This window comes from uncultured Planococcus sp., from assembly GCF_947501725.1.
In the GTDB taxonomy this organism is placed as follows: domain Bacteria; phylum Bacillota; class Bacilli; order Bacillales_A; family Planococcaceae; genus Planococcus; species Planococcus donghaensis_C.
On the sequence record NZ_CANMXD010000001.1, the window covers coordinates 207,730 to 230,160 of the forward strand.

Below are 22,431 nucleotides of genomic sequence, written 5' to 3' on the forward strand. Positions count from 1 at the left end.
AGGTGCTTTACTTTGGTGTTGGACAGAATGTACAGGTATTAAAAGATGGCATCTCTTTGTACAGGCAGCATGTTTTTCTAAGCGGCTTTGATACAGCCTGCTGCAGGGGGGTATCGCCAAGCAGTTTGGCGAAATAGGAAGTTTTGACCGGCTTCCAATTAGCGGCATCAAGCAGCCATTCCATATCTTCTGCAGTTTTTCGCGGTTCCCGGGTTTCCAGTCCGGCATAAAACCAAAGAACAGAGCCCAGTACGTTCTCCCAGCAGGTGATGGGGGAAATTTTTATGTGTTTTTTGAATTCTTTCACCAGTTCATCTACTTGTTGATGAAGGATTTCGTGGAAAGCCTGATATTTTTCATCGCCTTCAAGAATTTGAAAGGAAGACGAGTTGACATGGGTCTGCAGAAGCGGCAACCCGTAATTATGGACCCGGTCAAATTGGAGATCCTTCCAGTGGATCGAGAAATAACCGCCATGCTGATGGATCAGGCTGAATTGAGCAGTTACAAAGAGAGCGTACTGGCGGAAGAAATAGGATACGGCTGCTCCGGCGTAGTCGGTCTCACACCAGGCTTTCAGTTCTTCGATCAGAACGGGAATGTCCTGGCTGAGCGGCTGCTGCGGAAGGCGGTCCACTGCTACGGATTGGCTGCTCAATGAATACCTTGCCTGTTGGGGTAAGGTCATGTGGAATCACCTCTTTATTTTTCATGCTACGGCAAACGAGTGGAGTTTGCAAAGTGATTGGATAATCTTATGGAAAAGCTTAAAAACATTCGTATATTCTTTTGTTGCTAACTTGGATAAACTGAAGACAAAGGAGTGAGGACATGGGATTTTCTATTTTACACATCGATCATGTACAGGTGGCAGCGCCGGCTGGAAAAGAAGAGCAGGCGAGAGAATTCTATACAGGTATTTTAGGAATGCAGGAAATTGAAAAGCCGAAAGCTTTACAAGGAAGAGGCGGAGCTTGGTTTGAATTCGGTAGCCAGCAATTGCATGTAGGCGTGGAGGAACCCTTTTCGCCAGCCAAAAAAGCACATCCGGCATTTCGTGTAGCGGGTTATAGTGAACTGAAGGCTCATTTATCAGCAACCGGTATTGTATGGAAAGAAGATGACAGCATTCCGGGCGTCCAGCGATTTTTCGTCTTCGATCCTTTCGGAAACCGGCTGGAATTTTTGAAATGATCACTGCTGAAAAGAAATCAAAAAAAAGAAAACGCCCTGCATATGAGCAGGGCGTTTATTTGCGCAAAGGACAATATGGGCATTTATCCGTTTCCGGCAATTCTTTGTAGAGACAGCAGGTTATGCGTTTGTATTCGCCTTTAGACTGTTCCAGACTGTGTCCGCCTAGAAATTGCTTGAAATGCGATTTGCGCATTTCCGGCTGCCAGAGTGTGTCGTCCAGTAAAGCCTGCATGTCCTGTTCAGCCTGTACCGATTGTTCCATGCCGTACATCCAGATGGCATATCCCCAAATATTTTCCCATAGAATCAATTTGGAGATGGGACCGATCTTCCGGAACCTTTCCACGACAGGACTTGCGTATTCCTTCAAGACCATTTCCAGGTCGCCTTCCTGGCGAGGCCTCAACCACTTTCCATCAACTTCAAAAGCGATTCCGTAATCGGCTTCAGTCAAGTGGACTTCACTAAGTGGGCCAGCCCACACTTGTTGATGTGCCAATAAATAAAGCTGAGCGGTTATAAAAAAACCGAAGCGCCGCATGAAGATAGACGAGGCTACGGCTTCAGTGGGTGCCCCGGATTCACGGGTGACTTTTTGGATCAATTCAAAAGAACGGTTTTCCATGCTTTCGGACAAAGTCATAAATCCATTTGCATTCGGTTGGAGGTGTACTTGGAAAAGATCCAGTTTTTCCATTATTGCGCACTGCTTAACGCTTGGCGGATTTCAGGGACGATGCAACGGCCTCTGCCAAACGGAACACAATGGGGAGTTCCAAACAAAGGATCTTTGGAAACCTGGCATTCCATTCCGAAAACGGAACGGACCAAATCGCAGCTAATGACATCTTCAGGCGTTCCCTGTCCGAATACATCGCCGTCTTTAATGGCGATGATGTTATGGGCATAGCGGGAAGCAAGATTTAAATCATGTAGAACCATGATGATTGTACGGCCTTGAGTTTCATTTAACTCAAACAGCAAATCCAAAATTTCGATTTGATGTGTCATGTCTAAATAAGTAGTAGGTTCATCCAAGAGAATAATCTCGGTATCTTGGGCAAGTGTCATGGCAATCCATGCACGCTGACGCTGTCCCCCTGATAATTCGTCTACAGGCTTGTCGCGGAATGCATCAACGCGCGTCGCTTTCATAGCGGCTTCCACTTTTTCTGTATCTTCTTCGGTCCAGCGTTTCAGCCATGACTGATGTGGATAACGGCCTTGTTTGACCAGGTCGTGGACTGTCAGCCCTTCAGGTGATACCGGTGATTGAGGGAGAATGCCCATTTTTTTCGCGACTTCACGTGAAGACATGCTATGGACTTCTTTACCTTCCAATAGTATAGAACCTTCTTGAGGTTTAAGTAGACGCGCAATCGAGCGAAGAAGGGTGGATTTGCCGCAGCCATTGCTGCCCACAAATACCGATATTTCGCCGCGCGGAATCGATAAATTCAGGTTTTCGAAAAGTAGATTATCTGTATATCCAATTGACAAGTCGTTGGTTTTGACGGCTGTTGACATTGCGCAATTCCTCCATATCTTTCACTGTAATTCTGTTTGATAGGATTTTCGTTACCGTTACTATAGCATAAAATCTTATTAAATGAGAACAATTTTCACTAAGATTTTCAGAAAATGCTTTACAAATGTGACAGATAGACCTAGAATAAAGACGTATTGAGAATCGTTATCAAACAACTTGGAGGATAAATAAAATGAAGAAGCCCTTACTAATTGTACTAACAGCTATCCTTTTACTTATACTAGCAGCGTGTTCAACAACTGAAGAAGAGCCGGCGGCGCCAGCTGAAGAAGCTGAACCGGTCACAATCCAAGGAACCAATGGCGAAGTGACATTAGATGCGCCAGCCCAAAAAGTGGTGGTTCTGGAATGGACGTACGCAGAAGACCTATTGGCAGTCGGTGTGCAACCGGCGGGAATGGCCGATATTTCAGATTATGGAAACTACGTGAATATTGAACCGCAATTGGATGAAACGGTTGTGGATGTCGGCGGCCGCCAGGAACCGAACCTGGAAGCCATTGCAGCTTTAGAACCAGATCTGATCATCGGTGTGAGTTTTCGCCACGATGGCATGCTCGAACAATTGGAGACGATTGCTCCTACAGTGATTTTCAATCCATATCCCGAAGATGAGAGTATCGATCTGTATCAGGAAATGGAAACGACATTCCTCGAAATTGCAAAAGCAGTTGGAAAGACGACAGAAGGCGAACAGGTCTTGACTGACTTGGAAGCACAGTATGAAGAAAAGGCGGCTGAAATTGAAGCGGCTGATTTGAAAACAAAAGACGTTATTCTAACACTTGCCTATAGCGGGGCCCAGGCTCCGGAAATTCGTGTCTTTACGCCAAACTCGATGGCTTCCATCATCTTGGAGCGCATCGGCTTGAATAATGTCCATGAACCGGACCAGTTTGAAATTTTCGGATCCAGTACATTCAATGTAGAAGGATTGGTTAAATACGAAGATGCCAACTACCTTTACACAGTACCGGAAGAAGATAATATTTATGAAAATCAGCTAAAAGGAAATCCTGTCTGGGAAAATCTTGCGTTTGTCCAAGAAGGCCGGACATATGATTTAGGCGCGGATACCTGGTTATACGGAGGACCGTTGTCTGCTGAAACATTGATGAACCAAATCACTGATGTATTGGTGACTGACTAATGCTCCGAAGATTACTGAACAAGTCCACTGTCTCTCTGACAGCGGGCTTTTTCCTGCTTATTGTGCTATCTGTCATACATCTGATTCAAGGTCAGGCGGATTATACAGTATCCGAACTGTTGACAGGAGTATGGACGGAAGGGCGTATCCAAGATATTGTGCTTTCTTTCCGATTGCCGCGTCTTGCGATGGGCCTGCTGGCTGGAGGGGCGTTGGCAGTTTCCGGCGCCGTCTTGCAAACTTTGACGAATAACCCATTGGCTTCTCCAGGAACATTGGGAATCAATGCAGGGGCATTTTTCTTTGTGGTTCTGTCCACCATCTTTTTTCCAGGACTGCTTGGAGCTTTTCCATTTGTTACAGCTCTTCTGGGCGCCGTGCTTTCTTCGCTTTTGGTCGTCGGCCTTGCTGGAAATCAAATGGAGCCTGTGCGTGTAGCGCTGACGGGAATGATCATTTCACTGCTGTTTGCGTCCATTACTGGAGCGCTCCAGTTATTATTTGAAAATCAGACAAATGGTCTCTTTCTATGGGGCTCTGGAACATTGGTTCAGCTGAATTGGGAGGGCGTCGCTTTTGCGGCACCGGTCATTCTGCTGATGTTCATCTGCGCAATGCTGCTGGCGAAACCAATGGATATTTTATCGCTGGGAGAAGATATCGCGTCTTCACTGGGGCAGAATGTCCGGGTAGTTAAGCTGGCTGCATGGGGAGTCGCCATCGTTTTGGCTGCTGCAACAGTAAGTGTCGTTGGTCCGATCGGCTTTATTGGTCTGATGGCACCGCACATTGTCCGCATGATGGGGATTCGTGGCCATCTCCAAATTTTCATCCATTCCTTTATTTGGGGAAGTGTCTTTTTGGTCGGTGCGGATGTACTGGGCAGATTGATCCAGCCGGGCCAGGAAGTGCCGGTTGGTGCTATGACCGCATTAGTCGGCGGTCCATGGCTCTTGTATCTAGCATGGCGCACGGCCAAGTCCTTGAAGCGCGGAGAGCGCCAAATGGGCGGCACCACCAAACCGATCCGGTTAAAATTAATCGTACCAGTGCTGGTGGTGATCATTTTAGGAATCACAGTCATGGCATTGAGTTTCAACGGTTCTGTCTGGACCTTCGCCTGGCTGGAACCAGTCGTCTGGAATTTCCGGGTGCCGCGGGTCTTAACTTCATTTATTGTAGGTGTGATGCTGGCGATTACCGGAGTCATCCTTCAAGGAGTGCTCAGAAATCCGCTGGCAGATGCCAGTGTGCTCGGTGTCACTTCAATGGCAGGAGCCGGAGCGATGCTGTTGCTGGTCCTTTTCCCGTCTATTCCACCTAAGTTCATGCCACTGGGGGCGACGGTCGGTGCAGCTTTGGCACTTGGCATCATCCTGGTGACAGCTTGGAAGAATAATTTCCAGCCGATGCTGGTTGCGTTGATGGGAATTGCCATTTCCGCATTCGGTTCGGCAGCGACACAGGTTTTTATTGTTAAGGCGAAGCTGGCAGTGGCCAGTGCACTTGTCTGGCTGTCAGGCAGTACTTATGGCAAAGGATGGGACGATGTTCAATTTGCGCTGATTCTATTGGCTGTATTCATTTGGCCGGCGATCTATCTGACACGCAGCTTGGATACACTGACCTTCGGAGATGACGTCGCGGCAGGGCTTGGATTGAATATCCGTTCTACGCGTGTATGGGCGTTGATCATCGGTGTAGCCATTTCGACGGTGGCCGTATCGATTGTCGGCACTATCGGATTTGTGGGGCTTGTGGCCCCGCATATCGCCCGGCGGCTGGTCGGTTTCCGCCATTTGCCATTGATGCTGGCTTCTGGCTTGCTTGGCGGGTTGCTGCTGGTCACCGCTGATTTTGTCGGACGCATCCTGATTGCGCCAAAAGACATTCCGAGCGGGTTGGTTGTAGCATTAATTGGTACACCTTATTTACTTTACTTACTGCGCAAGATGAAATGAAAAGAATCAACCAATAGCAAAAGGACCTGCCCTGTTGGCGGGTCCTTTTGAGTTGGGTGGAAAATGAATACACAAAAAGCTGCCCGGCAAGCGGACAGCTTTTTATAAAATTATGCAGTTTGAAGAGCGATGGCTGGACCGAAGAATTCAAAGTGGATCTGTTCTTCTTTCATGCCAAGTGCCCGCAATTCTTTAATCATGGCTTCCATGAAAGGTACAGGACCACATACATAGACATCACCTGTGATATCGACGTATTCTTCCAGAACCGCTCTTGTGATATAGCCTTGAGGCTGATCAGAATAAAGTGTTTTATAGCTTGCATTGTCCATAGACGCGATGTATTTCTGGATATCTTTATCGAAAGCATGCATTGTTTCATTGCGTGTAGCATGCAGGAACGTTGTTGGACGTTCTGGAGTCAATGTAGCAACAGTTTCGAACATGCTCATCATCGGTGTGATGCCGACGCCGCCGCTGACGAATGCAACAGGTGTATTTTTTTCCGTATCAAGAATGAATTCACCTGCTGGTGCGCTGACTTCAAAGCTATCCCCTACGTTCAATTGATCATGAAGGTAAACGGATACGAGGCCGTTCGGATCATTGTCTGCATCGCGTTTAACGGAAATGCGGAACTCATCTTCCTGTGCAGCTTGAGATAGGCTGTACTGGCGGTTGAATAAATACTCTTCACCTGGAATCGACAAGCGTACAGAGATATATTGGCCAGGCTGATAAGCTGGAACATTTTTTCCATCTGCTGGTTTTAAATAGAAGGAAGTGATGTTTTCACTTTCTTTCTCTTTGCGGACAATCGTAAAGTCTTTAAAGAAGCTCCAGCCATTCTCCTGAGATTCCATTTTTTCATACATATCTTTTTCAACGCCGATGAAAGCATCTGCGATTACGCCATATGCTTCTGCCCAAGCATTGATGATGTCATCAGTTGCGGCATCGCCCAATACTTCTTTGATCGCTATTAACAGATATTCTCCAACAATCGGATAATGCTCTGGTTTAATTCCTAAACTTACGTGTTTGTTGGCAATTTGTACAACTGCCGGAAGAATAGCCTCCAGATTGTCGATGTGGACTGCTGCAGCATAAACCGTGTTTGCCAAAGCAGCCTGCTGACGTCCTTTTTTCTGGTTAGCTTGATTAAAAATATTAAAAAGTTCAGGATGCGCTTCAAACATATTTTTGTAGAATACCGTCGTAATGGCTGTGCCGTGCTCTTCTAATACCGGTACTGTGGATTTGATGATTGTTCTTGTCTCTTGTGATAACATGCTCAATCTCTCCTTTTGTTTTCTATACTTTGACTATACTCCCACATTCCGTTTAAAGATATATTTAAAATACATCTTTAAAATTTAGACACATTTAACTTCACAGAAAAGTCACAACAAGGAAAAGTGTAAGCGCCTGTGTAGAACCGACAGGCTTAAGGCAGTTTGCCGAAGCGGCATGTTTTCAGCCGCATAGCACGAAAAGTAGAAGTGCCTGTTTAGCTCTGACAGGCATAAGGCAGACCGGCGAAGTGGCGTTTTTTGCTACACAGCTGGGGTGACTTATGACCCGAAGAGCTAGGCGCTGAACTAGACACCAGAGTGGCTTACGACCCGAGGAGTTGGCCGCTGGAGTCTGGACAAAAAGAAAAGTGGAAGCAGCTGTCCAGCTCTGCCGGGCATAAGACAGACCAGCGAAGTGGCGCTCTTTGCCACATAGCTGGGTTGGCTTATGACCCAAAGAGCTAGCTGCTGGAACTGGACAAAAAGAAAAGCGGAAGCGCCCGTGTAGATTCGCCGGGCATAAGACAGACCAGCGAAGTGGCGCTCTTTGCCACATAGCTGGGTTGGCTTATGGCCCAAAGAGCTAGGCGCTGGAGCTGAACAAAAAGAAAAGCGGAAACAGTTGTCCAGCTTCGATAACTGCAAGAGAGAAGGGGGGATCATTTCTATTTCATTCCATAAAGGAACCAGTCATTTCTATTGATTGGCTATACTTTCCAAATGCACTGAAATACTTTCCAAAACGATTGAAATACTTTCAGAAATAAATTCTTCGTCAAGAAAGCGCAAAAAAAGCCCAACATCAGTTGGGCTTCAAGGTCGGCTTTAATTGCCTGTATTCAAATCCATTGCAGGACCGAAGAATTCGTAGTGAATCTGTTCTTCCGGAATGCCCATGCCGTGGAGTTCACGAATCATGATTTCCATAAATGGAGCCGGTCCGCAAACATAGATGTCACTTTCGGGATCAACATATTCCTCGAGCATTTCCCGGGTAATAAATCCGTTCGGTTCATCTGAATAGACGGTTTTGTAACGGGCATCATCCATCATCATGGCATATGCCTGAATGTCATCATCAAAAGCCTGCTGCAGAGGATTGCGGGCGCCGTGAAGGAAAGTGGTCGGCCGCTCTGGTGTAGAGTTTGCGACTGTCTCGAACATACTCATCATCGGCGTGATACCGACACCGCCGCTGATGAAAGCGACCGGTGAAGTTTTTGTGGTATCTAGGACAAAGACGCCAGCAGGTGCACTGACTTCTACTTGATCGCCTTCGTTGATGCTGCGGTGCAGATAATTGGAAACAACGCCGTTTGGATCGTTGTCATTTTCACGCTTTACGGAAATGCGGAATTCATCCGGTTTCGGTGCCTGGGAAAGACTGTACTGCCGAATCACCAGAAACTCTTCGCCTGGCATTGATAAACGCACAGAAATGTACTGGCCTGGTGTGTAGGGCGGAACATTGGATCCATCCGCAGGCTTCAAGTAGAAGGAAGTAATGACTTCACTTTCTTTCACTTTTCGGGAGACAATGAAATCCTTGAAGAAAATCCAGCCGTTGTCCTGTGCCTGGGTTTGTTCATACATCTCTTTTTCGACACCGATAAATGCATCGGCAATGACGCCGTAAGCTTCTGCCCATGCTCCAATGATTTCATCCGTCGCAGCATCACCCAACACTTCCTTCATCGCTTTCAGCAGATATTCTCCAACGATTGGATAGTGCTCAGGCAATACTCCGAGAGAGACATGTTTGTGGGCAATTTGGACAACAGCTGGCAAGATCTCTTCTAAGTTATCGATGTGCACCGCCGCTGCATATACTGCTTTAGCCAAAGCTGTTTGCTGACGGCCCTGTGCCTGGTTGGCATGATTGAAGATATTCAGCAATTCGGGATGGGCTACGAACAGATTCTTGTAAAACGTGGTGGTGATCGCCACGCCATGTTCCTCCAGAACCGGGACAGTGGATTTGACGATCGTACGGGTTTCTTCCGATAACATGCTGATCTACTCCTTTTCTCAATAAAGTCTTGAGGCTCAATTACTTTCGGACTTTGTGAAAAGCCGTTATAATGAACATGCAGAAGAGGTGAAAAAAATGAGATTGACCATGTATACAGACTTCTCATTACGTGTTTTGATTTACTTAGGCACCAAAGAACCAGATAAGCTTGCAACGATACAGGAAATTTCTGATGCATATAATATATCCAAAAACCACTTAACGAAAGTTACATTCGAACTGGGCAAAGCCGGTTTTATCCATACCGTCCGTGGACGAGGCGGTGGAATACGTCTTGCTGACCTTCCTGAAAATATAAATGTAGGAACCGTAGTCAGGCGAATGGAAGATGATTTCCATTTAGTTGAATGCTTTAATTCAGCGACGAACCGCTGTCCAATTTCCCCTATCTGCGGTCTGCGTGGCGTATTGGGCAAGGCTCTCAATGCTTATCTGTCCGTATTGGATGAATATACGCTTGAAGACCTGATGTTCAACAGGGAAGGGCTTCGCGAAATCCTTCAGACATAAAAAACGGCTCAATCAATTGAGCCGTTTTTTATTTATAGTTCCAGCACGTGCGGCTCTAACCCTTTTGTATTCATCAAGCGGACACGATCGGGTTTGATGGCAAGAATGATGAGATTTGGATCATCAGGACCTTCAAACCATCCTTCCAGATGCTCGTTCCACACTTTGTCGATCATTTCGCGATCGTCATTCAGCGACATGGTTCCTTCGATTTCCAAAAATGTATCGCCGACCCCTTCGCCTTCATAACCTAAAAGAATATGGGCATGCGGATTAGCTTCCAATTCGTTGACTTTCTGTGTTTTTTTGCTGGTGGCGGTGTAAAGTGTAAAATCATCGTTAAAAAAAGTCATATAACGTGAATGGGGTTTTTGGCCTTTTATCGTTGCTAAGGTCCCCACATAGCTGTCTTCTAAAATTTTCAACGCCGCTTTTTTTACATCTTCCTGATTCATCCATACCACTCCTTTTATGTTTGTACTTATCCTATTCCTTTTTAAACCCTTACTAAACATAAAAGGCCTGCTTGGGCAGCAGGCCTTTAAATTTGTTCGACTATTTTCGGTGTCCGGTTAAACGCACTAGGGAGCACCATTCCGATCAGAATGATGAAAATTCCGCCGACTTGAAGCGTTGATAAGGTTTCATTAAGGATAAGGACCGATGCAATGACCGCCACCGGCAATTCCATAGCACTCAAAATAGAAGCAAGTCCCGAGCCGACATGCGGCACTGCGACGGAAAAGAAGTAGATGGGCATGATGATTCCGAAAAAGCCCAACAATAATCCATAAACCCATAGGCCTTCATTGAACAACTGTCCGTTCCACACAATTTCAGGTGTTTGGAATAAGCCAACGACAATGGCTGCAAAAAGTGATACATAAAATAGGCGGGCTGAAGTATCCATGCCTTCGATCTGCTTGCCATTGACGAACATGAACGCTGAGAAACAAAAAGCCGCAGCCATTCCCCAAACCCACCCTTGCCAAGGAATCCCGCTTAGATCTGTGCCGATGATGCCAGCTGCAAATAAAGTTCCGGCAAATAGCAGAACCAAAGAAAAGACTTCCGTCCGCTTCAGCCATCGGCGGTTGACGATGCAATCCAGGAACATGCCGATCCAGGTGAATTGGAACAGCAGCACAACGGCCAATGAAGCTGACAGGTAGTTAAGGGAATGCGCGTAGACCATGCCGGTGGCAGCAGTAAAACTGCCGGATAGCATTAAAATCTTCCATCCTTTAATCCCGGGCATTTTACGTTGTGTTGCAAAAAATAAAAGAGCCGCTAAGGCGAACCCTATAAAGTATTGGGCGGTCACTGCTTCTGCAGCAGTAAATCCATTTTTCATGGCCACTTTAATGATGGTGGAGAGAACTCCATAACAGCTCGCTGCTATGACGACCATCAGTGGGTAAATCCAGTTTTTCATTTTCTTTCACTCCTGTTCAAACGAGAATCATAGCATAAAAAGACCGCTGAGGATAGCCTCGGCGGTCTTTTTTGAAAGCATTCACTTTTACGAAAATTCATGCTGTTTACTCTGGGAATTTCTCTTCACTGGACGAACTGTTCTTCGTTCCGCGCTTATCTTTTTCTTCCCGTTTTTCCTGCTTTAAATCTTCCATTGGAATAGTATCCACATTCATTTCTTCTTCATGCATTTCGGTGAGGGTCTTTTTATCGGTTTTGTACTGCTCAGGGTTATCCATAGGACCACCGTCGCTTATGTTACGGTCTTCCTCTTTAAATGGCTTTTTATCTGACATGTAAAGCACCTCTTCCTGATTGTGTTACTTTGTGTATTCCTTTTATAAAACCTTTTAAAACATAGAGTGAATACGCACTTCCAGTTTAAATGCCTGATGAAAACTGTTTGTTTCTTTTAGAGCAGCGTTGCAAGGAGCGAAAATCATTTTTATCGCCATGTGAAGTATAATGAATATGATAAAATGGAATCAGTGAACGAAAGGAGTTGCAAGATGAATACGAAATCAGCAATAACAGTAGGCGGCTTGAATTTCGAATGGGAGTTGGCTGAGGGCCGCTTTCTATTTGAAGGTCAGGAATCTGTTCTTTTTTGGACAGCATCAGCAATGAAAATGTTTTTTGATTCGATAGAAGAGATTTCCGGAAAAGATGCAGCATATGTTGTGCTGGAAACAACAGGGTTTCGCCAGGGGCTTGTAGTAGGAGAATATTTCCAAGAGATGAAAGGGGTCTCCATTGCAGACGCTGCCGAATTGATCACCAATACATACGCCTCTGCAGGTTGGGGATTGGCGGAAATTAAAGAGCTAAATGAAGAAGCATATACACTTGAAGTGCACTTGAAAAACAGCTGGGAGCATACAATCAATATGGCGCAAGGGAAAGAGCAAGGCGGAAGTTTCCTGCCTGCCCATTACGCTGGAATTTTCTCGTCGCTATTCAAGCAAAATATTTGGTACAAAGTCGTTCATTATCAATTGGATGGTTTTACAGAAACCATCATTCAATATTTCCCTTCAGAACAGACCATTGAAAAGAATATCCATCAACTGTCCCGTATGAAAGAAGCGGAAAAGATCAATGAGCTTGAACGATTAGTGGATGAAAAAACACAGGAACTGAATGAAATGATCAAAGAAATCTCATCTCCGCTCATTCCGGTCCTTGAAGATATCGTCGTCGTTCCGTTGTTGGGAACTTATGATGAAGCCCGCGCGGAAGAGCTGTTGGTGAAAACACTGGAGAACATGCCAAAACACAAAGCCAAGTATTTAATACTGGATTTGACGGGAATAAACACCAACTTTACACAGCATGCCGCAATGCTGATCGAAAAATTAGGCTCAACTGCATCGCTGATTGGTACACAAACCATTCTGGTGGGGATCTCAGCGGGAATGAGTATGACCATTACGGACTCAGCCATCAACTTATCGAAATTTCAATGTTTCCAAACTTTGCAGCACGGCATCCACTATGCCCTGGCGCAAAACGGGAGAAGCATTATGTAAGAAAAGCGCAAGCGCCCGTGTAGCTCTGCCGGGCATAAGACGCACTGGCGAAGCGGCGTTACTTCAGCCGCATAGCCAGAGTGGCTTATGACCCAAAGAGCTGGGCGCTGGAGTCTGGACAAAGAAAAGCGCAAGCGCCCCGTGTAGTTCTGCCGGGCATAAGGCAGACCGGCGAAGCGGTGCACTTTGCCGCATAGTCGGGCCGTAGAGGATGGACAACAAGAAAAACGCTGCAAACAAAAATTTTTTACTCTAAATCAAAAGGCGTATTGGACCCAGTCCAATACGCCTCAGACTGTAGACAAAGTCTGACCAAAATATATAGCGGTGCATAATCCCCAACCGGTCCGGCCACTTCGCTTTCCATGGGCTCAGCTTCAGCCTCCTCGTCACTGCGTTCCTGCGGGGTCTTCAGCTCTCGCTGTCCCACAGGAGTCTTCGTGGCCAGCCCGTTTGGGAGCGTGTTGCTTCAATCAAAGAGAGAAGCTTGCTAGTCGATATCAGGAAATGTAGTCTCTACAAATCTGGTAGAACCTTCACTCAAGGATCCGGAGCACCAGGCGGCGACTCCTGCGGGAGCAGCGAAGCGACGAAGTGCCGAAATCCACTCGGGCGCCAGTCCGAGTTAGTTCGGCGCGAGCCCGTGGAAAGCGTCCGCCTGAAGCGCAGGTTCCAGTATAAACAGGATGAAATATATTCATTCTTTAAATAACATCAATATTCTTTTGCCTACAAGCTCAGGCGTATTGGACCCAGTCCAATACGCCTTTTTGTATACGATGCCAACTTACTTGGCGGATTTTACAATTTCAATAATGACTTGTGTGGCTTTTTCCATATTTTCAGCAGAGATGAATTCGTATTTTCCGTGGTAGTTTTCGCCGCCTGTGAAAATATTCGGTGTGGGCATTCCCATATAAGATAATTGGGAACCATCCGTACCGCCGCGCACGGGAACGATATTCGGTTCTATTCCCAAGCTGTTCATCGCACGCTCTGCATTGTCGACGATTTCCATGACGGGTTCAATCTTTTCGCGCATATTATAGTATTGGTCTTCGATTTCCAAGATGACAGCCTGTTCGCCGTACTGCTGCTGGAGTTTCTCGGCAACCGCCTGCATATGCCGCTTCTTGTCCTCGAATTTCGCTTTATCGAAATCACGGATGATATAGGTCAATTCCGCGGTTTCAATATTGCCGTTGAAATTATTCAGATGGATGAAGCCTTCATAACCCTCTGTCAGTTCAGGTACTTCGCTCTTCGGCATTTCCTCCTGGAATTGAATGGCGACCGTTTGGGCATTGACCATTTTGTCTTTTGCTGATCCTGGATGCACGCTCTTGCCTTGAACGGTTAATTTGCCGCTGGCTGCGTTAAAGCTTTCATACTGCAATTCGCCAAGAGGGCCACCGTCCATGGTATAGGCATACGCAGCGCCAAAGCGCTCAACATCGAATTTATGGGGGCCGCGGCCGATTTCTTCATCTGGTGTAAACGCAACACGAATTTTCCCATGTTCGATTTCGGGATGTGCATTCAAATATTCCATGGCCGTCATGATTTCGGCGATACCGGCTTTATTGTCTGCCCCGAGAAGTGTTGTGCCGTCTGTGGTAATCAAGGTATGACCTGCATAATTTTTCAAGGCAGGAAAATCCGACACAGTCATCGTGATGCTGTCGTTCAACGGGATATCCTGTCCATTATAATTGTTGATGCGCTTTGGGTTCACGTTTTTACCAGTGAAGTCTGTTGCGGTATCGACGTGCGCCAGAAAGCCGATTACCGGGATATTCCGTTCGGTATTTGCCGGCAATGTGCCGAATAGATACCCCGCATCGTCCATGCCGACATCCGTCAGGCCGATAGCCTTCATTTCCTGTTCCAATTCACGCAACAGGTCCCATTGTCCGGCTGTAGAAGGTGTAATCTCACTGTTTGCATCAGATTGCGTATCGATTTTTGCATAACGGACAAGCCGTTCGATTAAAGTCTCCAACATATGTAATCCCCCTTGAATTTGTTCTATATAAGTTGAATTTTAGGATCAAAATTTATATACGCCGCACCGGCACTAAGAAATTATCTAACTAACTTGGTGTAAGTTCATAGATATTCACTAACTTCCTGATCGACTTGCGGCCTATGGACTATGAAACACATCAGTTCAACTTATATAGTAGTATTTTAGCACGAAGCAGGAAAATGATGAAAATTCCAGTTAAAAAAGCGATGCCCAGGTTAGGGCATCGCTTCATCAATTTTGCTGTTTAGCTTTAACGGCATCAGCATGTGCTGCTTTCACTCGTTCCAGAAGTTCAGGTTCTGTCAGCAGGCGGTAACCGGTATTGGCCAAGGCTTTGGCGCCTTTGATCAACGCATCATTGCCGTGAGCTGATTTTGCGGCTTCGCGGAATTCGGCAGTGTGGGCAACCAGACTTTCCGGACCGATTTTGATATACCCATGGGCAGTTGGAACTTCATAGCTGATATTGCCGGCATCTGTAGAACCGAGGCCGGAGATGCGGGAATCAGCCACTGTTTCACCCAATGATTCAAGTTCGCTGCGGACAACGGCATCCAATGCAGGGGTGATGACCAAATCACGCACTTCATTCTGGAAGCGTTCGATTTTCACTGTCGCGCCAGTTGCATGAGCAGCGCCTTCCGCGATAGCCCTAATTTTGCGGGCAGTATCGGATGTTTTCTTCCATGAGTCTCCGCGGATATAGAAACGGGCAGAAGCGTATTCCGGAATGATATTCGGCGCATCGCCTCCATGAGTGATGATTCCATGGACTCGTGCATCCGATGGCAATTGCTGGCGCAGGGCATTGATGCTGTTGAAAAGCTGCAGAACGGCATCCAAGGCATTGATGCCTTCTTCAGGAGATCCTGCCGCATGTGCTGGTTTTCCGTAAAAGTGAAATTCCAATGGGTCGACAGCAAGAGAAGGCCCGGTGACAGCTGAATTTCCGGAAGGATGAAGCATCAAAGCGGCGTCAATGCCCTCAAGCAACCCATGTTTAACGAAGCTGCCTTTGGCACTGCCATTCGGCCCTCCTTCTTCTGCAGGAGTTCCAAGCACGACCACACGTCCGCCTGTTGAGTCTAAAGTTTCCGCCAACGCGATGGCCGCAGCAATACTGGTCGTTCCAATGATATTATGGCCGCAGGCATGTCCAATTCCGGGAAGTGCATCATACTCAGCAAGATAAGCGATTGTCGGTCCAGGAAGTGTACTTTCTTTGGTGGCAAAAAAAGCGGTATAATGGCCGGCGACACTTTTGTCGACCTTAAACCCAGCGTCTTCAAGCCGTTTGATCAATAAAGAACTGGCGAAAATCTCTTGGTTGCCGATTTCCGGGTTTGCGTGGATCGCCTGGCTTGTTTCAATATAGGTCTCGCTTCCGGAATCGATGGACTGGGAAATGGACTGTGCTGCTTCCTTGATAAATGTCATTGGAACTCCTCCTAAGTTGGGTTCGTTTTATTGGTAATCGACCAGTTCGTCAACTGTTACAACGGTAGGGATTTGACCGCCTTTTGTATGTTCGATGATGAATTCAGCAGTGTCTTCTTCCTGATACAATTCAACAATTTTCAGGTAGGCTTCGTTATCCGCCTCTTCAGCGTTTGCGGCAATCAAGTTGATGTAAGGTTTGGCTGTTTCGCTTTCACGGGCAATCGGATCATCAGTCGGATTTAAGCCAGCATCCACTGCAACGCCGTTGTTGATGACCGAACCGGCAACATCTGGCATAGCGCGCGGCGTATGGCCGGATACCATCGGCATAATTTCAATGTTTTTCGGATTCTCGATGATGTCTTCTGCTGTGCCAGTAAGTCCAGCATCTTCAGAAAGGGTGATCAGTCCGGCTTCATCAAGCAGTAGAAGGGCACGCCCCATATTGGTTGCTTCATTCGGCATTGCGATCTGTGAACCTTCGGGAATTTCATCGATGGATTCATATTTATCGGAGTACAAGCCCATCGGTGCAATGACGGTGGAACCGATCGGTACGATATCGATGTCGTGCTCTGTAACAAATTCATCAAAATAAGAAATGGTCTGGAAAGCATTCAAGTCGAGTTCGCCTTCGGCAAGCGCCAAGTTTGGTGCCACATAATCAGAGAAAGTTTGGATTTCGAGGTCGATGCCTTCTTTTTCGGCTTTATCGCCAATATAATCCCAGATGGTTGTATCGGAACCGCTGATGCCAAGTGTCACTTTCGTGTTGCCATCGGAACTGCTGTCGTCTCCGCAGGCTGCTAAAAGTAAGGCTGATAGTGAAAGTAATGCTGTCGCTGTAAGTTTTTTCATGAGTAATTCCTCCAGTTTTTCTATGTTGTTTTTATTTTTTAGTTGCGCCGTACGGTTCTTGACAATACATTTCCAAGAGATTGAACACCCTGCACCAGCACTACAAGAATCGCTACGGTAATGAACATGACGAGCGTATCAAAGCGTTGGTAGCCGTATGTGATGGCCAAGTCGCCAAGCCCGCCGCCTCCGATGGCACCTGCCATGGCGGATGCACCGATCAGGCCGACCACTGCTATCGTCAATGCGAGAACTAAAGAGCTTAAAGCTTCCGGAATCAGGAAGCGGAAAATGATCTGCATCGGCGAGGCACCCATCGCCTGAGCCGCTTCGATAACGCCTTTATCAACTTCCAATAATGAGTTTTCAATTAGCCGTGCAATATAGGGGCCGGCGTAAAAGACAAGTGGAACGATGGCGGCTGCTGTTCCGATGGACGTGCCGACAATCAGGCGGGTCAATGGGATGATGGCAACCATTAAAATGATGAACGGAACCGAGCGGAAAATATTGATGACGATATTCAACATTTTGGAGACCGGTTCATTTTCCAGCAAATGGCCTTTGCGGGTGACCACCAGCAGGATGCCGAGCGGAAAGCCGATCAAAAGGGAAAAGCCGAATGCTGCGCCGGTCATGTAAATGGTTTCCCATAGAGCTTCTATGATCTGTTCATAGTTAACTGACATAATTATTGACCTCCTCTACATGGATTTCACTTTCTCGGATGGAGGACAAAGCCAATTCGATTTCACTGGGCTCGCCGGAAAATTCCACGATCAGGTTGCCGTACGGGACGCCTTGCAGCTCGGTGATGTTGCCGAACAGCACATTCAAATCAACTTTGAAATCGCGTGATACTCGGGACATGAACGGTTTGCCGACGGAAGTGCCGGTAAACTGGAGGCGGTAGATGGCATTATCGCTTTTAGCATCCTGAATTTGTGCCAGCAGCGAATCAGGAAGTTCGTCGTTCATGACGGAGCGGACAAACCGTTGAGTGGTTGGTTGCTGCGGATTCGAGAAAATATCGAAGACGCTGCCCTGCTCGATGACTTTCCCTGCTTCAAGCACAGCCACTTTGTCGCAGATTTCCCGGATGACGCCCATTTCGTGAGTGATGAGCAGAATGGTGATGTTGTATTCCTTATTGATTTTGCGAAGCAGGTCCAAAATCGATTTAGTCGTTTGCGGATCAAGTGCCGAAGTTGCTTCGTCGCACAGCAGAACAGATGGATTAGTAGCAAGCGCCCGGGCAATGCCGATCCGTTGTTTCTGTCCGCCTGACAGCTGATCCGGGTATTTTTGCGCCTGGTCAGCAAGACCGACAAAGTCGAGCAGGTCGGTTACCTGTTTTTCAATATCTGCTTTTGGTGTCTTGGCAAGCAAGAGTGGCATAGCGACGTTATGGTAAACCGTTTTTGAATTCAGCAAGTTGAAATGCTGGAAAATCATGCCGATATCTTTTCGGATGGTGCGGATCTCCTTGCTGGATAAAGTGGATATATCTTTTCCTTGAATCAATACGCGTCCTGCAGAAGGACGTTCGAGCAGATTCACAGTGCGGATCAGTGAACTTTTTCCGGCTCCGCTAAAGCCGATGACTCCATAAATTTCGCCGGTTTCGACGGTCAGGTCAATGCCGTTCAAGGCATGGATTTCCTGTTTTCCTGATTGATAAGTCTTTGCGACGCCTTCGAATTGAATCATGGTGATTGAACCTCCTCATGCTGTAATGGGTCTTATCAAATCGATGGTGTCTCACATTCTTCTGAGATAATGGACAAAAAAGAGCCCCCTTTTTTCTTATCCATAAGAAAAAAGAAGGCTCCTGTTGAAACCATCTAATTCTCATCTTCCAAATGCGCAAATGGCATTTGCAGGAGTTGGCACAGTTTTTGCGGTTAAACAAATCTGCTGCCGAAACGTCTCAGGGCCTGTCCCTCGGTTTCTCTTGATAAGAAAGTGATGTATGCTATTCGATTCGTGATTCCTACTTTATGGTGAAATAACAAAAATGTCAAGAAGAATTATGATATTTATTTCACAATCTTTCAAATGAAAGCAATAATTAGTTAAACTCCTTTACTTTATAGGGGTTGAAGGCTTCTTCTTAAAGATGGAGGATACTTTGCTCTCGCTTCCATTCTTTATTCGAATAATGTTTTCGCTATGCTTCCATACCGCCATTGCGAATAAAGCCAAGGCTGTGAGTAATGGCCATGGTCCAACAGCAGGACCGAAAGCAATCATAAAATAAACCGCGTAAAGCACCAGTACGCCAATGACCAAATAATCGGTGGCGAGCGAAACGCCGATGAGCAAGAGCAGTCCGACCAGTCCAAGCTTCCAATCGAGGGCCAGCATGACGCCAATTACAGAAGCCGTGCCTTTGCCGCCATTGAAATTCATATAGAACGGAAAGTTATGGCCGAAAATTACGCCGGCACCTGCGATGAACAACAGGGTCCAGATCATTTCAGGAGAAAGACTGCTGGAATCCAGCAAAAGACGTAAGCCTGCAACAGCAGCAAAGCCTTTAGAAATATCGATGAAAGCGACAAGCAAACCATATTTCCATCCCAGTACGATGGCTGCATTGGAAGCCCCGGAATTTTTTACACCTTCCTTTTTGACGTTGACCCCTGATAGAGCCTGAGCTGCAAGTGATCCATGAAAACAGCCGATTACATAACAGATAATAAATAATAGCAACATCCAGATAAACATGCCAATTCCTCCTCTACCTTAAAAGATAACGTTTGAAGCAGGACAAGGTTTCAAAATTTTTTGACTAATGGACTTGACAAATCGCGCTGAAATTTTTATACTTCTCAACAAGATGAAAAACCAAATCAAATACTCTTATCAAGAGTGGCGGAGGGATAGGCCCTGCGATGCCCGGCAACCAACAGACACACATGTCTGGAAAGGTGCTAATTCCTACAGGATCGAACGACTGATTCTGACAGATGAGAGGAGGAAACTCCGTAATTTACGGCCCTCTTCTTAGCGAAGGGGGCTTTTTGCTGCTTTCTTCGACCATTATGGATCAATAAAAAACAGGGGGAATGGAAAATGACGAATTTGAAACCAGAAACTTTATTATTGCACGGGGGACAACAGCCAGATCCGACAACCGGATCCAGAGGGGTACCGGTTTATAAAACAACTTCCTATGTCTTTAAAGACACACAGCATGCGCAGGATCTGTTCGGCTTGAAGGATACCGGCAATATCTACTCGCGCATCATGAATCCCACAGTCGATGTATTTGAACAACGGGTGGCATTATTGGAAGGCGGCACTGCTGCGGTTGCACTATCCTCCGGAATGGCGGCTATTGCGTTTTCTGTTTTGAATATTGCAGAAGCCGGTGACGAAATCGTAGCGGACAGCAATCTTTATGGCGGTACGTACAATTTATTCGCCAATACATTGCCGCGTTACGGCATCAAGACAATATTTGTCGATGCGACAAATCCTGAAAACTTTAAAGCAGCTATTACAGATAAAACCAAAGCGTTATTCGGCGAAATTATCGGCAATCCAAGCTTGAATGTCTTTGATGTTGAGAAGGTAGCGGAAATCGCCCATGCGAATGGATTACCGTTATTGATCGACAATACATTCGCTTCTCCATACGGCAGCAACCCGATCGAATTCGGTGCAGATGTGGTCATCCATTCCGCTACGAAATGGATTGGCGGACACGGCACGACAATCGGCGGCGTCGCAGTAGATGCCGGGAAATTCAATTGGGACAATCCGCGTTTCCCGAATTACACAGAGCCGGATGAATCGTATCATGGATTGCGTTACGGCATTGATGTGCCGGATGCAGCATTTGCGACGAAGCTTCGGGTGCAGCTGCTGCGGGATTTTGGACCTTCACTGAGTCCGGATAGTGCGCATGCTTTGCTGCAGGGTCTTGAGACTTTGCATCTTCGCATCCCTAAACACAACACCAATGCTCAAATTATTGCGGATTACTTAAAACAGCATCCGCAAATCGAATGGGTCAATTTCCTGGGCTTTGAAGATCACCCATCGCATCAATTGGCGAAAAAATATTTGAAGAATGACGGTTACGGTTCGATTGTCAATTTTGGCATAAAAGGCGGACGGGAAGCAGGCCGTAAAGTGATCGACAGCGTCAATCTTTGGTCGCATGTCGCAAACGTAGGAGACGCTAAATCATTGATTATCCACCCGGCTTCCACTACGCATCAGCAATTGAACGACGAAGAGCTGAAAGCATCGGGAGTTACGGAAGAGTTGATCCGTTTATCTGTCGGGTTGGAAAACGCTGAAGATTTGATTGCTGATTTGGAGCAGGCGATAAAGGCGGCAGTATTGGAAAAGGCATAAGGAGGGATTTTCATGAAGACAGTATCCATTGGCTCGTTAACCCTGGATTCAACTAAGACTATAGACAATGTAGAACTTGCATACGAACGTCATGGAGATGAAAAAGCTCCGGCTGTCCTGGTATGCCATGCATTGACAGGCGATCAATATGCAGTTGGCACAGAAGGAGATCCAGGTTGGTGGGCAGGATTAATCGGACCAGGCAAGCCGGTGGATACAAATGTTTTTCAAGTGATCATCTTCAATGTATTGGGAGGGTGTCATGGATCGACGGGCCCATTATCGATCAATCCTGCAACCGGAGCCCCTTATCGTGCGGAGTTTCCAACCTTGACGATACGTGATTTGGTGCGGGCAGAATATCAGGCCTTAAACAAACTGGGCGTCAATCATCTCGTTGGAGTGGTTGGGGGATCGCTGGGAGGGATGAAAACCCTGGAATGGGGTAAAATGTATCCGGAATTTGTGGATGCAGTTTTTCCGTTGGCCGTGACTCCGTATTATAGTGATTATGGAGTAGCTTTTAACCACATCGGTATTTTGGCAATAGAGAATGATAAAGAATTCAACAACGGTAATTACGAAGATTCGTCTCTGTTGAAAGGGTTTGAAGTAGCCAGGATGGCAGGGATGGTCACTTACCGCAGCGGCAATATGTTTAACCAACGTTTTGGACGCATCAATGATGGGGATGAATTCAACGTACAGTCCTACTTGAATTACCAGGGAAAGAAACTGGCAGACCGCTTTGATGCCAACAGCTATGTGCTGTTGTTGAAAGCGATGAATACACATGATATTCAGGAGGCTGTCCTGGAAGTTCCTGTTTATTCCTTATCATTTACGCACGATCTCCTTTACCCAAGTGAACTGATGGTTCCTTGGTTGGAAAAGCAGAAAGATGCGACTTGGAAAATCATCGAAACGGATTTTGGCCACGACGGTTTTCTGGTGGAGTTTGAAAAATGGGGCGGCTTTATCGAAGAAAAGCTGAAACGTCTTGTGGTGCCTGAGCTCACGCGTTGAAAACTCGA

General features: G+C 46.5%; 21 protein-coding genes and 2 riboswitches. Of the genes, 7 read left to right on the plus strand and 14 right to left on the minus strand.

Annotated features, from left to right (window positions below; genetic code table 11):
- Positions 1-7: 7 nt before the first annotated feature.
- Positions 8-688 (minus strand): hypothetical protein, encoded by a 681-nt coding sequence (locus tag Q0785_RS01080; protein ID WP_298823972.1) that lies wholly within the window; start codon positions 686-688, stop codon positions 8-10.
- 143 nt (positions 689-831) lie between these two features.
- Between Q0785_RS01080 and Q0785_RS01085 the strand changes: the two genes are divergently transcribed.
- Complete coding sequence (locus Q0785_RS01085) at positions 832-1,194, plus strand: VOC family protein (RefSeq protein WP_298823974.1); 363 nt, start codon at positions 832-834, stop codon at positions 1,192-1,194.
- A 55-nt stretch (positions 1,195-1,249) separates the two neighbouring features.
- Here Q0785_RS01085 and Q0785_RS01090 read toward each other — a convergent pair whose 3' ends face one another.
- Together Q0785_RS01090 and Q0785_RS01095 are read right to left on the minus strand one after the other, a co-directional pair.
- Positions 1,250-1,894 carry a hypothetical protein gene (locus Q0785_RS01090; protein ID WP_298823978.1) on the minus strand — a complete coding sequence of 215 codons (645 nt, stop codon included), beginning with the start codon at positions 1,892-1,894 and terminating at the stop codon, positions 1,250-1,252.
- On the minus strand, positions 1,894-2,724 hold the full coding sequence (locus Q0785_RS01095; RefSeq protein WP_298823980.1) for an ABC transporter ATP-binding protein: 831 nt from the start codon (positions 2,722-2,724) through the stop codon (positions 1,894-1,896). The genes Q0785_RS01090 and Q0785_RS01095 overlap by 1 nt, the downstream gene beginning before the upstream one ends.
- A 194-nt stretch (positions 2,725-2,918) precedes the next feature.
- On the opposite strand from Q0785_RS01095, the gene Q0785_RS01100 reads away from it, so the two are divergent.
- Together Q0785_RS01100 and Q0785_RS01105 are read left to right on the plus strand one after the other, a co-directional pair.
- Positions 2,919-3,896: an iron-siderophore ABC transporter substrate-binding protein gene (locus Q0785_RS01100; protein WP_298823983.1), complete on the plus strand. Its 978-nt coding sequence runs from the start codon at positions 2,919-2,921 to the stop codon at positions 3,894-3,896.
- Positions 3,896-5,857, plus strand: a complete 1,962-nt coding sequence (locus tag Q0785_RS01105; protein WP_298823985.1) for an iron ABC transporter permease — start codon at positions 3,896-3,898, stop codon at positions 5,855-5,857. The genes Q0785_RS01100 and Q0785_RS01105 overlap by 1 nt, the downstream gene beginning before the upstream one ends.
- 110 nt (positions 5,858-5,967) lie before the next feature.
- On the opposite strand, the gene hmpA (Q0785_RS01110) is transcribed toward Q0785_RS01105, so the two are convergent.
- Together hmpA (Q0785_RS01110) and hmpA (Q0785_RS01115) are read right to left on the minus strand one after the other, a co-directional pair.
- Positions 5,968-7,149, minus strand: a complete 1,182-nt coding sequence (gene hmpA, locus Q0785_RS01110) for an NO-inducible flavohemoprotein (RefSeq protein ID WP_298823987.1) — start codon at positions 7,147-7,149, stop codon at positions 5,968-5,970.
- 828 nt (positions 7,150-7,977) lie between these two features.
- Positions 7,978-9,162, minus strand: a complete 1,185-nt coding sequence (gene hmpA / locus Q0785_RS01115) for an NO-inducible flavohemoprotein (protein WP_298823991.1) — start codon at positions 9,160-9,162, stop codon at positions 7,978-7,980.
- 97 nt (positions 9,163-9,259) lie between these two features.
- Here hmpA (Q0785_RS01115) and Q0785_RS01120 point away from each other — a divergent pair, with 97 nt between their 5' ends.
- Complete coding sequence (locus Q0785_RS01120) at positions 9,260-9,694, plus strand: Rrf2 family transcriptional regulator (RefSeq protein WP_298823994.1); 435 nt, start codon at positions 9,260-9,262, stop codon at positions 9,692-9,694.
- A gap of 32 nt (positions 9,695-9,726) precedes the next feature.
- On the opposite strand, the gene Q0785_RS01125 is transcribed toward Q0785_RS01120, so the two are convergent.
- The 3 genes from Q0785_RS01125 to Q0785_RS01135 form a co-directional block, all read right to left on the minus strand.
- Positions 9,727-10,149 (minus strand): pyridoxamine 5'-phosphate oxidase family protein, encoded by a 423-nt coding sequence (locus Q0785_RS01125; RefSeq protein WP_298823996.1) that lies wholly within the window; start codon positions 10,147-10,149, stop codon positions 9,727-9,729.
- Positions 10,150-10,235: 86 nt separating this feature from the next.
- On the minus strand, positions 10,236-11,129 hold the full coding sequence (locus Q0785_RS01130) for a DMT family transporter (protein WP_298823998.1): 894 nt from the start codon (positions 11,127-11,129) through the stop codon (positions 10,236-10,238).
- 106 nt (positions 11,130-11,235) lie between these two features.
- Positions 11,236-11,466 carry a hypothetical protein gene (locus tag Q0785_RS01135; protein WP_298824000.1) on the minus strand — a complete coding sequence of 77 codons (231 nt, stop codon included), beginning with the start codon at positions 11,464-11,466 and terminating at the stop codon, positions 11,236-11,238.
- A gap of 213 nt (positions 11,467-11,679) precedes the next feature.
- Between Q0785_RS01135 and Q0785_RS01140 the strand changes: the two genes are divergently transcribed.
- Positions 11,680-12,699 carry an STAS domain-containing protein gene (locus Q0785_RS01140; protein WP_298824002.1) on the plus strand — a complete coding sequence of 340 codons (1,020 nt, stop codon included), beginning with the start codon at positions 11,680-11,682 and terminating at the stop codon, positions 12,697-12,699.
- Between the two features lie 787 nt (positions 12,700-13,486).
- Here the strand turns inward: Q0785_RS01140 and pepT are convergent.
- The 6 genes from pepT to Q0785_RS01170 form a co-directional block, all read right to left on the minus strand.
- The gene (pepT, locus tag Q0785_RS01145) at positions 13,487-14,704 is read right to left on the minus strand and encodes a peptidase T (protein ID WP_298824005.1); all 1,218 of its coding nucleotides are present in this window, start codon (positions 14,702-14,704) and stop codon (positions 13,487-13,489) included.
- A gap of 255 nt (positions 14,705-14,959) precedes the next feature.
- Entirely contained in the window at positions 14,960-16,165 is a 1,206-nt protein-coding gene (locus tag Q0785_RS01150) for a M20 family metallopeptidase (protein WP_298824008.1), read from the minus strand.
- A 27-nt stretch (positions 16,166-16,192) separates the two neighbouring features.
- Complete coding sequence (locus Q0785_RS01155; RefSeq protein WP_298824010.1) at positions 16,193-17,026, minus strand: MetQ/NlpA family ABC transporter substrate-binding protein; 834 nt, start codon at positions 17,024-17,026, stop codon at positions 16,193-16,195.
- A 38-nt stretch (positions 17,027-17,064) separates the two neighbouring features.
- Positions 17,065-17,715: a methionine ABC transporter permease gene (locus tag Q0785_RS01160; RefSeq protein WP_298824014.1), complete on the minus strand. Its 651-nt coding sequence runs from the start codon at positions 17,713-17,715 to the stop codon at positions 17,065-17,067.
- Complete coding sequence (locus Q0785_RS01165; protein WP_298824017.1) at positions 17,705-18,736, minus strand: methionine ABC transporter ATP-binding protein; 1,032 nt, start codon at positions 18,734-18,736, stop codon at positions 17,705-17,707. The genes Q0785_RS01160 and Q0785_RS01165 overlap by 11 nt, the downstream gene beginning before the upstream one ends.
- Positions 18,737-18,874: 138 nt before the next feature.
- Positions 18,875-18,990, minus strand: a riboswitch (SAM riboswitch).
- Positions 18,991-19,111: 121 nt separating this feature from the next.
- On the minus strand, positions 19,112-19,756 hold the full coding sequence (locus Q0785_RS01170; RefSeq protein ID WP_298824020.1) for a glycerol-3-phosphate acyltransferase: 645 nt from the start codon (positions 19,754-19,756) through the stop codon (positions 19,112-19,114).
- A gap of 132 nt (positions 19,757-19,888) precedes the next feature.
- Positions 19,889-20,005: riboswitch (SAM riboswitch) on the plus strand.
- A 99-nt stretch (positions 20,006-20,104) separates the two neighbouring features.
- Between Q0785_RS01170 and Q0785_RS01175 the strand changes: the two genes are divergently transcribed.
- Positions 20,105-21,397, plus strand: coding sequence for an O-acetylhomoserine aminocarboxypropyltransferase/cysteine synthase family protein (locus Q0785_RS01175; RefSeq protein ID WP_298824023.1), 1,293 nt, complete (start codon positions 20,105-20,107; stop codon positions 21,395-21,397).
- Positions 21,398-21,409: 12 nt separating this feature from the next.
- Positions 21,410-22,423 (plus strand): homoserine O-acetyltransferase, encoded by a 1,014-nt coding sequence (locus tag Q0785_RS01180; protein WP_298824028.1) that lies wholly within the window; start codon positions 21,410-21,412, stop codon positions 22,421-22,423.
- Positions 22,424-22,431 lie beyond the last annotated feature (8 nt).

What these genes read in the sequence shown, in the direction of transcription:
- Q0785_RS01100 (WP_298823983.1), top strand. Translation starts at nt 2,919, where the DNA reads ATGAAGAAGCCCTTACTAATTGTACTAACAGCTATCCTTTTACTTATA.
- Q0785_RS01105 (WP_298823985.1), top strand. Translation starts at nt 3,896, where the DNA reads ATGCTCCGAAGATTACTGAACAAGTCCACTGTCTCTCTGACAGCGGGC.
- Q0785_RS01095 (WP_298823980.1), bottom strand. Translation starts at nt 2,724, where the DNA reads ATGTCAACAGCCGTCAAAACCAACGACTTGTCAATTGGATATACAGAT.
- Q0785_RS01130 (WP_298823998.1), bottom strand. Translation starts at nt 11,129, where the DNA reads ATGAAAAACTGGATTTACCCACTGATGGTCGTCATAGCAGCGAGCTGT.
- Q0785_RS01090 (WP_298823978.1), bottom strand. Translation starts at nt 1,894, where the DNA reads ATGGAAAAACTGGATCTTTTCCAAGTACACCTCCAACCGAATGCAAAT.
- Q0785_RS01175 (WP_298824023.1), top strand. Translation starts at nt 20,105, where the DNA reads ATGACGAATTTGAAACCAGAAACTTTATTATTGCACGGGGGACAACAG.
- Q0785_RS01170 (WP_298824020.1), bottom strand. Translation starts at nt 19,756, where the DNA reads ATGTTTATCTGGATGTTGCTATTATTTATTATCTGTTATGTAATCGGC.
- Q0785_RS01135 (WP_298824000.1), bottom strand. Translation starts at nt 11,466, where the DNA reads ATGTCAGATAAAAAGCCATTTAAAGAGGAAGACCGTAACATAAGCGAC.
- Q0785_RS01140 (WP_298824002.1), top strand. Translation starts at nt 11,680, where the DNA reads ATGAATACGAAATCAGCAATAACAGTAGGCGGCTTGAATTTCGAATGG.
- hmpA (WP_298823991.1), bottom strand. Translation starts at nt 9,162, where the DNA reads ATGTTATCGGAAGAAACCCGTACGATCGTCAAATCCACTGTCCCGGTT.
- Q0785_RS01080 (WP_298823972.1), bottom strand. Translation starts at nt 688, where the DNA reads ATGACCTTACCCCAACAGGCAAGGTATTCATTGAGCAGCCAATCCGTA.
- Q0785_RS01120 (WP_298823994.1), top strand. Translation starts at nt 9,260, where the DNA reads ATGAGATTGACCATGTATACAGACTTCTCATTACGTGTTTTGATTTAC.
- Q0785_RS01180 (WP_298824028.1), top strand. Translation starts at nt 21,410, where the DNA reads ATGAAGACAGTATCCATTGGCTCGTTAACCCTGGATTCAACTAAGACT.
- hmpA (WP_298823987.1), bottom strand. Translation starts at nt 7,149, where the DNA reads ATGTTATCACAAGAGACAAGAACAATCATCAAATCCACAGTACCGGTA.
- Q0785_RS01150 (WP_298824008.1), bottom strand. Translation starts at nt 16,165, where the DNA reads ATGACATTTATCAAGGAAGCAGCACAGTCCATTTCCCAGTCCATCGAT.
- pepT (WP_298824005.1), bottom strand. Translation starts at nt 14,704, where the DNA reads ATGTTGGAGACTTTAATCGAACGGCTTGTCCGTTATGCAAAAATCGAT.
- Q0785_RS01160 (WP_298824014.1), bottom strand. Translation starts at nt 17,715, where the DNA reads ATGTCAGTTAACTATGAACAGATCATAGAAGCTCTATGGGAAACCATT.
- Q0785_RS01125 (WP_298823996.1), bottom strand. Translation starts at nt 10,149, where the DNA reads ATGAATCAGGAAGATGTAAAAAAAGCGGCGTTGAAAATTTTAGAAGAC.
- Q0785_RS01165 (WP_298824017.1), bottom strand. Translation starts at nt 18,736, where the DNA reads ATGATTCAATTCGAAGGCGTCGCAAAGACTTATCAATCAGGAAAACAG.
- Q0785_RS01085 (WP_298823974.1), top strand. Translation starts at nt 832, where the DNA reads ATGGGATTTTCTATTTTACACATCGATCATGTACAGGTGGCAGCGCCG.
- Q0785_RS01155 (WP_298824010.1), bottom strand. Translation starts at nt 17,026, where the DNA reads ATGAAAAAACTTACAGCGACAGCATTACTTTCACTATCAGCCTTACTT.